Annotated in this window: 9 protein-coding genes; 6 read left to right on the forward strand and 3 right to left on the reverse strand. The window is 68.9% G+C overall.

The window, feature by feature from the left end:
- A partial coding sequence (locus DCO49_RS18505) for an FtsX-like permease family protein (RefSeq protein WP_133249451.1) occupies positions 1-1,152 on the reverse strand: 1,152 nt, incomplete at its 3' end.
- Positions 1,149-1,796, reverse strand: coding sequence for an ATP-binding cassette domain-containing protein (locus DCO49_RS18510; RefSeq protein WP_116865243.1), 648 nt, complete (start codon positions 1,794-1,796; stop codon positions 1,149-1,151). The genes DCO49_RS18505 and DCO49_RS18510, both read right to left, overlap by 4 nt.
- A 75-nt stretch (positions 1,797-1,871) precedes the next feature.
- Here DCO49_RS18510 and DCO49_RS18515 point away from each other — a divergent pair, with 75 nt between their 5' ends.
- The 3 genes from DCO49_RS18515 (at position 1,872) to DCO49_RS18525 (ending at position 4,739) form a co-directional block, all read left to right on the forward strand.
- On the forward strand, positions 1,872-2,516 hold the full coding sequence (locus tag DCO49_RS18515; protein ID WP_116865244.1) for an arylesterase: 645 nt from the start codon (positions 1,872-1,874) through the stop codon (positions 2,514-2,516).
- 87 nt (positions 2,517-2,603) lie between these two features.
- Positions 2,604-3,317: a response regulator transcription factor gene (locus tag DCO49_RS18520; protein ID WP_002811889.1), complete on the forward strand. Its 714-nt coding sequence runs from the start codon at positions 2,604-2,606 to the stop codon at positions 3,315-3,317.
- A gap of 150 nt (positions 3,318-3,467) precedes the next feature.
- Positions 3,468-4,739: a HAMP domain-containing sensor histidine kinase gene (locus tag DCO49_RS18525; protein ID WP_116865245.1), complete on the forward strand. Its 1,272-nt coding sequence runs from the start codon at positions 3,468-3,470 to the stop codon at positions 4,737-4,739.
- Positions 4,740-4,850: 111 nt separating this feature from the next.
- Here the strand turns inward: DCO49_RS18525 and DCO49_RS18530 are convergent, their stop codons facing one another.
- The gene (locus tag DCO49_RS18530) at positions 4,851-5,552 is read right to left on the reverse strand and encodes an SGNH/GDSL hydrolase family protein (RefSeq protein WP_116865247.1); all 702 of its coding nucleotides are present in this window, start codon (positions 5,550-5,552) and stop codon (positions 4,851-4,853) included.
- 213 nt (positions 5,553-5,765) lie between these two features.
- Between DCO49_RS18530 and DCO49_RS18535 the strand changes: the two genes are divergently transcribed.
- The 3 genes from DCO49_RS18535 (at position 5,766) to DCO49_RS18545 (ending at position 8,302) form a co-directional block, all read left to right on the forward strand.
- Positions 5,766-6,161: a diacylglycerol kinase gene (locus DCO49_RS18535; RefSeq protein ID WP_116865248.1), complete on the forward strand. Its 396-nt coding sequence runs from the start codon at positions 5,766-5,768 to the stop codon at positions 6,159-6,161.
- 33 nt (positions 6,162-6,194) lie between these two features.
- On the forward strand, positions 6,195-6,944 hold the full coding sequence (locus DCO49_RS18540) for a TerC family protein (RefSeq protein ID WP_108767789.1): 750 nt from the start codon (positions 6,195-6,197) through the stop codon (positions 6,942-6,944).
- Between the two features lie 197 nt (positions 6,945-7,141).
- Positions 7,142-8,302 (forward strand): MFS transporter, encoded by a 1,161-nt coding sequence (locus DCO49_RS18545; RefSeq protein WP_116865246.1) that lies wholly within the window; start codon positions 7,142-7,144, stop codon positions 8,300-8,302.
- Positions 8,303-8,350 lie beyond the last annotated feature (48 nt).

Consider the following 8,350-nt stretch of genomic DNA (forward strand, 5'->3'; position numbering starts at 1 on the left):
GAAGGAGCGGTTGAGTACGCGCATCGGCGGCACCCCGCGCAGGCGCAGCAGCGGCGGCAGGCCGAAGCCGAACAACAGCAGCAGGCCGATGCCCGCGCCGGTCAGCGCCGGGGTGGCCTCGGGCAGCGGCAGGCGCTGCGGCACCAGGCTGCCCAGCACCTGCACCAGGCCTTCCTGCGCGGCCATGCCCAGGCCGATGCCGAGCGCGCAGGCCGGCACCGCCAGCATCAGCAGCTGCAGCGCCAGGCCAGCGAGGATGTCGCGCTGGCGTGCGCCGATGCAGCGCAGGATCGCCACCTGGTCAATGCGGCGCAACGCGAAGCGGTTAGCCGCCAGCGCGGTGGCCACGCCGGCCAGCAGCACCGCCAGCAGCGCGCTCAGACCGAGAAAGCGGCCGGCCAGATCAAACGCCTGGCGCACGCCACGCTGGGTGTCGTCCACGCTCAGCAGGCGCATGCCCTTCACCTGCGGCAGCAGCCATTGCCGGTACGCGGCCACCTGGTCGGGTGCACCGGCCACCATCAGCCGGTAGTTGATGCGGCTGCCCGGCCCGAGCAGGCCGGTGCCATCGACGTCGGCGCGGTTGACCAGCAGGGTGGGGGAGAGCGTCAGCAGGTCGCCACCGCTGTCCGGCTCGGCCTCGATGATGCCGGCCACGCGCAGCGTGCCGGCACCAAACTCGAGCGCGTCACCGACCTTCAGGCCCAGCGCCTGCAGCAGGCGCGGGTCGGCATAGGTCTGGCCCTGCGGCGGCATGCCGGCATCGGCGATCAGCGCGCCGCCCGGCGTGGCCCGCACCCGCAGCGTGCCGCGCAGCGGGTAGCCGGCCTGCACCGCCTTGATGCTGGCCATCTGGCTGGCGTCACCGTTGAACAGCACGCTGCCGAAGCCGGCGATGCGGGTATGCGCCAGTCCGCGCCGCTGCGCTTCTTCGGCGAAGGCCGCGGGCGGATCGCTGCGCCCGGCCACGCCGAGGTCGCCGCCCAGCATCTCGGCCGCGCTGCCGGTCAGGGCCAGGTTGACCCGGTTCACCAGGGTGCCGACGGCGGTCATCACCGCCACGCCCAGCACCAGCGCGGCGAACACGGTCAGCAGGTCACCGGCCAGGGCTTCGCGGCGCAGCGCGCGCCAGGCGTGCCGCAGCAGGTTCATGCCTGTGCCCCGTACTCGACCGCCTGCAGGCGACCGCTGTCGATGCGGTGGATGTACTGGCAGCGCTGGGCCAGGCGCAGGTCGTGGGTAACCAGCACCAGGGTGGTGCCGCTGCCGGCATTGAGTTCGAAAAGCAGGTCGCTGATGTGCTGGCCGGTGGCCTGGTCCAGCGAGCCGGTGGGTTCATCGGCGAACAGGATGCGCGGGCGGGTGACGAAGGCGCGGGCCAGGGCCACGCGCTGCTGCTCGCCGCCGGACAGCTGCCGCGGGTAATGGCGGGCGCGGTGCGAGAGGCCCACCTGGGCCAGCACCTCATCGACCCGCGCGCGGTCCTCGCGGCCGGCCAGTTCCAGCGGCAGTGCGACGTTTTCGGCCGCCGTCAGCGCCGGCAGCAGGTGGAAGCTCTGGAACACGAAGCCCACTTCGCGTGCGCGCAGCTGCGCCCGGGCTTCCTCGTCCAGTGCGCCCAGCGCCTGCCCGGCCAGGGTGATACCGCCACGGCTGGGCAGGTCCAGCCCGGCCAGCAGGCCGAGCAGGGTGGTCTTGCCGGAACCGGAGGCCCCGACAATCGCCACGCTGGTGCCTTCATGTACCGTGAGGGTGATGTTGTCCAGTATGTGGACTTCACCCTCCGGGCCATGCACGGATTTGCCGACCTGGTCGACGGCGATGGCGACGGACGCGCTGCGGGGGGACAGGCTGTCGATGAGGAGACTCCAATGCGCATTACAGGATGGAGCCGGCAAGCCGGCACGATGATGGTGCTGCTGCTAGGGTTGCTGCTGTGGTCCGGGCTGGCGTGTGCCAAAGGTCCGGCCGGCACGGTGCTGGTGCTCGGTGACAGCCTCAGTGCTGCCCACAATATCCCGGCCGACGCGGGCTGGGTCACCCTGCTGGACAAGCGGGTCAGGCAGCAGTCGAAAACGCCGCCCCGCATCGTCAACGCCAGCATGAGCGGGGAAACCACCGCCGGCGCGCTGACCCGCCTGCCGGGCCTGCTGGCCAAGGAGAAGCCGACCGTCGTGGTCATTGCCCTGGGCGGCAACGATGCCCTGCGCGGGCTGACCCCGGCGCAGGTGCAGGGCAATCTGGAAAAGATGCTGCTGGCCAGCCGCGCCGCCGGGGCCAAGGTGCTGCTGCTGGGCATCGACGTGCCGCCCAACTACGGCCCGGCCTACCGCCAGCGCCTGGCCGCCGCCTACCGCGCGCTGGCCGACAGGTACAAGGTGCCGCTGCTGCCGTTCCTGCTGGAGGGCGTGGCCCTGCAGCCGGGGCTGATGCAGGCCGACGGCCTGCACCCCACCGCGCAGGCCCAGCCGAAGGTCCTGGACAACGTCTGGCCGCTGCTCAAACCCCTGCTGTGAAACTTTTTTCTGCGTCTTGACGGAACTTCACATCGCGTCCACCGTCGATCGGGCATGTTTCACAAAGCTGAAGAAAGAGGTACTCACATGCGTCAGACGAAGGAGACTTCCGGCTTGGTGCTGGTGGTCGAGGACAACCGCAACATCTCCGAGATGATCGGCGAATACCTGGAAGGCCGTGGCTTCGAGGTGGACTATGCGCAGGATGGCCTGGACGGCTACCGTCTGGCCGCTGAAAACAGCTACGACGTTGTCGTGCTGGACCTGATGCTGCCGCGCCTGGATGGCATCGAAGTGTGCCGCCGCCTGCGCAACGATGCCCGCAAGTCGACCCCGGTGCTGATGTTGACCGCGCGCGACACGCTGGACGACAAGCTCACCGGCCTGGGGTTTGGTGCAGATGACTACCTGACCAAGCCGTTCGCCATCCAGGAACTGGAAGCCCGCCTGCGCGCGCTGATCCGCCGCGAACGTCGCCAGGTCGGTTCGGAAGTGCTCAAGGTCGCCGACCTGGTGCTCGATCCGGTCAGCATGCGGGCCACCCGCGCCGGTACCGAACTGCAGCTTTCGCCGATCGGCCTGCGCCTGCTGACCATTCTGATGCGGGAATCGCCCCGCGTGGTCACCCGCCAGGAAATCGAACGCGAGATCTGGGGCAACGGGCTGCCGGATTCGGACACCCTGCGCAGCCATCTGTACAACCTGCGCAAGATCATCGACAAGCCGTTCGACCGTCCGCTGCTGCATACCGTGCAGAGTGCCGGTTACCGCATCGCCGACATTGCCCAGCCCATGGCCTGAGCAGTGCCGGTACAGGAACAGGCCCGCCCCGGCTTCGGCCGGGTCGCGGGGCAGGGGACGGGCCGTCGGCCGCAGGGGTGGTCATCCACCGTGCACGTCGCCGGCACGGCGCGCTGCCTATAATCGCAGCGCTTCAACCGGGACCCCGCAATGCCGCACGGCCTGCCGCGCAAGATCCGTATCGCTTTCATCCTGCAGGCAGTGCTGGCCAGCGTAGGCATCCTGCTGGGCGCCTGGCTGGTCTCGCTGGTGATCAAGCACAGCCTGGTGGGCGCCGCCCTGCGCGAAGAGGCCGCCTACTACTGGACGCTGCACGAGGCCTCGCCCGCGCAGCCGCCCCCCAATACCCAGAACATCCGCGGGTACCTGGTCGAGCGCGGGCGCTCCAGCCTGTCGCTCCCGGCCAACCTGCGAACGCTGGAACCCGGTTTCCACGAACTGCCCGGCGATGACCAGCTGGTGCTGGTCGATGCCCGGCCGCAGGGCCGCCTGTACCTGGTGTTCCTGCGCTCGCGCGCGGAAATGCTGGCGTTGTGGTTCGGCATCGTGCCGGTGCTGCTGACCCTGCTGGCCGTCTACGGCGCCAGCTGGGTGACCTACCGCGCGTCCAAGCGCCTGGTGTCGCCGGTGAACTGGCTGGCGCGGCGCGTGTCGCGCTGGGACCCGGGCCACCCCGAGGCGGCCGACCTGGAGCCGGACAAGCTGCCGGGCGACATGCAGGGCGAGACCCGCCAGCTGGCGGCGGCGCTGCATTCACTGGCCAACCGGGTCACCGACCATGTGGCCCGCGAGCGCAACTTCACCCGCGATGCCAGCCACGAACTGCGCACGCCGCTGACCGTGATCCGCGTAGCCAGCGACATGGCACTGGGCGACGAGACCCTGGAACCGCGCCTGCGCCGCAGCCTGCAGCGCATCCAGCGGGCCGGGCGGGACATGGAGGCGGTGATCGATGCGTTCCTGATCCTGGCCCGCGAGGCCGACATCGAGCCGCAGATCGAGCTGTTCGATGTCAACGACATCGTCCGCTACGAGGTGGACAACGCCAACGAACTGCTGGGCAACCGCCCGGTGGCGGTGCACCTGCACAGCGCCGGCCCGGTGCAGCTGCACGCGCCGCCGCGGGTGCTGCAGGTGGTGGTCAGCAACCTGGTGCGCAACGCCTGCAACTACACCGACGAAGGCCGCATCGACGTGCAGGTCGAATCTCACCGGGTGGTGGTGCGTGATACCGGCATCGGCATGTCGGCCGAGGCGCTGGCCCGTGCGTTCGAGCCGTTCTACCGCGCGGAACCGGATCGCCCGCAGGGTACCGGCCTGGGCCTGTCGATCGTGCGCCGGCTGTGCGACCGCTTCGGCTGGAAGGTCAGTCTCGCCAGCGAGCCCGGCAAGGGCACCGAAGCGACGGTCGTTTTCCGCTGATCCCGACGCCGGGCATGGCCCGGCGCTACCGGGGTCGGATCCCGTTGCAACGCAACGGGCTCTGACCCCATGCCTGCCGCGTCGCCGGGCATGGCCCGGCGCACGCTTTGCTCAGTTGCAGTTGACCTTCGGTGCCACGGCCTTGGTCCAGATCGCATAGCCGGCCGGGGTCATGTGCAGCATGTCCTCGCGGAACAGCTTCGCGTCCGGCTGGCCATCGGCGCCCAGCATCGGGGTGTAGATGTCGGTGTAGCCGGCATTGGGCAGCTTGGCCAGGGCGGCCTTGATCATCGCGTTGGCCTGATTGATCGCCGGCAGCAGGTGCGCGCGCGACGGGCTGGGCTTGATCGACAGGTATTCCACCTTGGTCTTCGGCAGGTCGCGGTGCACGCGCTGCACGAAGGCCACCACGTCATCGCGCACCTGGGTGGCGCTGCGGCCGCTGTTGAGATCGTTGTCGCCGGCGTAGAAGAACACCTTGCACGGCGTATAGGGCACCACGATCTTGTCGGCATACCAGGTGCTGTCGCGCACTTCCGAACCACCGAAGCCGCGGTTGAACACCGGCTGGCCCGGGAAGTCCTGGGCCAGGCTTTCCCAGAAGCGGATCGAGGAGCTGCCGATGAACTCGATGCCACCGCGCGGCGGCGGGTTGCCCTGGTCGGCCTTGAGGAAGCTGGCCATGTCGCCTTCCCAGGCCACGTTGGACACCTGGTCGGGCACGCGCGGCGCGGCCGGCGGGCTCAACGCCTGGGCCAGCGGGGCCAGGGTCAGCAATCCAAGCGACAGCAGACAGGTACGGGCGAGTGTCATCAGCGGCTCCAGCAGGGACAGGGGACACCCATCATAGGAGTTCGCCGCCGTGCTGCGCTTGCCCATGGCGGGTGGTTGGCCGGCCGCCGCGGGGTGCCGCTGCCGCCCTTGTGGCAAAATGGGGGCTGTCTGCCCATTCCTGTGCACCCATGATTGCCTGCCGTGCGTCTGAGCGGTCGCTGCGCCGCGCCCCTGTTGCTGGAAAATTCCTCCGTGGCTGATCAGTTCGGTCACATGCCCCGCGGCCCGCGCCGCATCTTCCAGGCCGCCCGCTGGTCCTGGCAGGGCCTGCGCGCCGCCTGGCTGCACGAGTCCTCGTTCCGGCTGGAGGTCTACCTGCTGGTAGTGCTGGCCCCGCTGGCGCTGTGGCTGGGCCAGAGCCCGGTCGAGCGCGCGCTGATGATCGGCTCGATGCTGCTGGTGCTGGCGATGGAACTGGCCAACTCGGCCATCGAAGCGGTGATCGAGCGCTACGGCGCGGAGATCCACGAGCTGGCTGGCCGCGCCAAGGACATGGGCTCGGCAGCGGTGTTCGTGCTGATGATGAACGTGCTGCTGTGCTGGGCACTGGTCGTGGTGCCCCACCTGTTGGCCGGCACGTACGCCTGAACCCCCATTCCCCCACTGTCCTGAAGAGTTTCCATGTCCTTTGAGTTTCTCGCCGACCCCAATGCCTGGGTAACCCTGTTTACCCTCAGCGCCCTGGAAATCGTGCTCGGCATCGACAACCTGGTGTTCATCTCCATCGCCGTCAGCAAGCTGCCGGAAGAGCGCCGTCCGTTCGCACGCAAGCTCGGCATCGCCGTGGCCTGCATCACCCGTATCGGCCTGCTGGTATCGCTGGCCTACCTGGCGCACATGGCGGCGAACCTGTTCACCGTGGCCGGCATGGGCATCTCCATCCGCGACCTGGTGCTGATCGTCGGTGGCCTGTTCCTGATCATCAAGGGCTTCATGGAGATCAAGGAACTGATCACCGGTGGCGAGGACGAAGACCCTAGCACCACCAAGGCCTCGGCCGTGTTCGGCTACGTCATCGCGCAGATCGCGGTCATCGACATCGTGTTCTCGCTGGACTCGGTGATCACCGCTGTCGGCATCGCCGACCACATCCCGGTGATGGTCGCCGCCATCCTGCTGTCGGTGCTGGTGATGCTGCTGGCTGCCAACCCGCTGGGCCGTTTCATCGATGCCAACCCGACAGTGAAGATGCTGGCCCTGGCCTTCATCCTGCTGATCGGTGCGGTGCTGATCCTGGACGGCCTGGACGTGCACGTGCCCAAGCCCTACATCTACGCCGCGATGGGCTTCTCGGTGCTGGTGGAATGGCTGAACCTGCTGATGCGCCGCCGCGCACGCGACCACCACGTGCCGGGCGCCGGCAACTGGTAAACGATCCATCCAGGACCCCCGGCATTGCCGGGGGTTCTGCGTTGTGGGGGCCGCTGCGCTCGCCGGGCCATGCCCGGCGGAATCACGCCGCCACCTGTGAACCGGGGTCAACACTGTTTTCCCGCGGCGAGGCTTAATCGGCGGCGGCAAAGCGCGCAGGCTACGCAGCTTCCCGTTTCCTCCCCACACGAACCCCCATGAATTCCCGAGCCGCACTGCTGGCCCTCGCCGTCGGCGCCTTTGCCATCGGCACCACCGAGTTCGCCCCGATGGGCCTGTTGCCGGTCATCGCCGATGGCGTGGGCGTGAGCATTCCTTCCGCCGGCATGCTGATCACCGCCTATGCCGTCGGCGTGATGCTGGGCGCACCGGTGATGACCCTGTTGATGGGGCGGTTCGGCAAGCGCACCGCGCTGATGCTGCTGATGTCGATCTTCGTGGTCGGCAACCTGCTGTCGGCGCTGGCGCCGAACTATGGCCTGCTACTGCTGTCACGCCTGGTCACCAGCCTCAACCACGGTGCGTTCTTCGGCATCGGTGCCGTGGTCGCCGCCAACCTGGTATCGAAGGAGAAGCAGGCCGCCGCCGTGGCCACCATGTTCATGGGCCTGACCATCGCCAACATCGGTGGGGTGCCGCTGGCCACCTGGGTCGGCCAGCAGCTGGGCTGGCGCCTGTCCTTCGCCGGCACGGCGGTCCTGGGCCTGGTTGCGATCACCGCATTGGGCCTGGCACTGCCGGCGTCGGCGCCGGATGCACGCCCGGACGTGCGTCGCGAGATACGCGCGATCCTGCAGCCGCAGGTGCTGCTGGCGATGGCCACCACGGTGCTGGGTGCCGGTGCGATGTTCACTCTCTACACCTACGTGGCGCCGGTGCTGAGCGAACTGACGGGCGCGTCGAATGCATTCATCGCGATGTCGCTGGCGCTGATCGGCATTGGCTTCACCGTCGGCAACGGCATCGGCGGGCGCATGGCGGACTGGTCGCTGGATGGCGCCACGCGCATCCTGTTGGCCGTGCTGGCGGTGCTGATGTTCGTGCTGCCGCTGGCCTTCATGAGCCACGCCACGGCGGCGCTCGGTGTCCTGCTGTTCGGTGCGGCGACCTTTGCCCTGGTGCCGCCGCTGCAGATCCGGGTGATGCAGGTGGCCAGCGAGGCGCCGGGTCTGGCGTCGTCGATCAATGTCGGTGCGTTCAACCTGGGCAACGCGGTGGGTGCGGCGCTGGGTGGCGCGGTGATCAGCGCGGGCCTGGGGTATGCGGCGATTCCGTTCGCCGGTGGGTTGCTGGCGGTGTCGGGGTTGCTGCTGGCGTGGCTGGGGCGGACGCGCGCGCCGGTGGCTCAGGCCTGTTGAGGGGGGTGGGGCTCCGGCAGGGCTTGCAGCCCTGCACCCGCCGAAGCG

Source organism: Stenotrophomonas sp. SPM (assembly GCF_003105135.1).
Classification (GTDB): Bacteria; Pseudomonadota; Gammaproteobacteria; order Xanthomonadales; family Xanthomonadaceae; genus Stenotrophomonas.